The organism is Cryobacterium sp. TmT2-59, assembly GCF_004403545.1.
Classification (GTDB): Bacteria; Actinomycetota; Actinomycetes; order Actinomycetales; family Microbacteriaceae; genus Cryobacterium; species Cryobacterium shii.
The window spans coordinates 1-1,273 of record NZ_SOGM01000071.1 but is presented as its reverse complement, the minus strand read 5'-3'; the positions used below and the strand labels follow the sequence as shown (position 1 = coordinate 1,273).

General features: G+C 72.1%; 1 protein-coding gene, 1 tRNA gene and 1 other RNA gene. 2 read left to right on the top strand and 1 reads right to left on the bottom strand.

What is annotated here, in order from left to right; translation table 11 throughout:
- The first annotated feature begins 159 nt into the window (after positions 1–159).
- Entirely contained in the window at positions 160–405 is a 246-nt protein-coding gene (locus E3T24_RS11200) for a ferrous iron transport protein A (protein WP_134434626.1), read from the top strand.
- A 438-nt stretch (positions 406–843) separates the two neighbouring features.
- On the opposite strand, the gene E3T24_RS11195 is transcribed toward E3T24_RS11200, so the two are convergent.
- A tRNA-Ser gene (locus E3T24_RS11195) sits at positions 844–931 on the bottom strand.
- Between the two features lie 118 nt (positions 932–1,049).
- Between E3T24_RS11195 and ffs the strand changes: the two genes are divergently transcribed.
- An RNA gene (gene ffs / locus E3T24_RS11190) (signal recognition particle sRNA small type) lies at positions 1,050–1,146 on the top strand.
- Positions 1,147–1,273: the final 127 nt, after the last annotated feature.

Genomic DNA, 1,273 nt, shown 5'->3' with positions numbered 1-1,273 from the left:
TGCCGCCGTGCCGTGCCGCGCCGCCGTGCCGCGCCGCCGTGCCGCTGACGCGCTCGCTGCCCGAGTCGCTGACCCGGCGTGCCACTGGCCCGCCGTGCCGCCGTTCCCCTGTGCCCCGTGCCGCCGACCCGCCGTGCCCGTGCCGGTAGGCTCGGCCGGATGAGCCTCGCCGCCGCCCACTTCGTCTCCGTCACCGAACTCGGAGCCCGCATCGTCGTGCGCACCCGCATCGAGGGCGGCGTGACGGATGCCGTCGGCTACCTCCGCGCCTGCACCGACACCGAGTGCACGGTCGAGACCAAACGCGGTCTGGTCACCCTCGCACTCGCCGACATCGTCGCCGCGAAGCAGGTGCCGCCGCCGCCGCCGGCCCCCCGAGCGCCTCGGCGCCCGCTCGCCGACTAGCCAGGCCCCCGACGTGCCGCACCAGGCCCCCCGACGAGCCAGGCCGCCGGTCCGACGTGCAAAACTCCTGCAATTCCTCGACGAACGGTCACCGCAGGCTGAATCGGGTACATCCGGCAGAATCTGCAGGAGTTACGAACGCGAGCAGGGGGACACGCGCCGCCTCGTGGGGCGGGGGCGGGGGGCTAACTCAGGAGATTCTCGCGGAGCCACGGGCCGTTCCGCACTGGTCCGCGGGGTCCGACCGGGGACTGGCCCGGATCTCCTGAGTTAGCCACAGGCCGGGCCCGGAATCGGCGCGGACCGAGGCGCATGACGGATGCGCCGGGCCCGCGAAGAATGACGGATGCGCCGGGCGCGCGCGAACGACGGGCCGGAGGGAGAGAGAGGCGCGGGCCCGCCTGGGGCGCTCGCAAATCATCCCGCGTGATCAAGAACTGGCGGAGAATGGGGGATTCGAACCCCCGAGGGCTCTCACCCAACACGCTTTCCAAGCGTGCGCCATAGGCCACTAGGCGAATTCTCCTGGCCGACCGTTCCCGTGAGGGAACGACCTAGAGAATCTTACCTGTTTCTTCGGGCCTTCGTCACACCCGGTCCGAACGGCGCGTTTTGGGGGAGTGCGCTTTGTGTCTAAACTGGCAGTCGGCTCCTCGCGTGGCGCCATCTCGGCCAACTCCCCCAGGACGGAAACGTAGCAAGGGTAACCGGGCTCTGGTGGGTGCGCGAGGAGTCTTTTTCATGCCCGAAGGCCCCGCACCCGGAACGCCGCCCGCACCAGGCCCGCGCCTCGCCCACCGCCACGCGCCCCGCCCACCGCACGCCGCCACGCGCCTCGCCCACCGCACGCCGCCACGCGCCCCGCCCG

Excerpts from the sequence above, each read along its gene's own strand:
- E3T24_RS11200 (WP_134434626.1), top strand. The coding sequence starts at position 160 with ATGAGCCTCGCCGCCGCCCACTTCGTCTCCGTCACCGAACTCGGAGCC.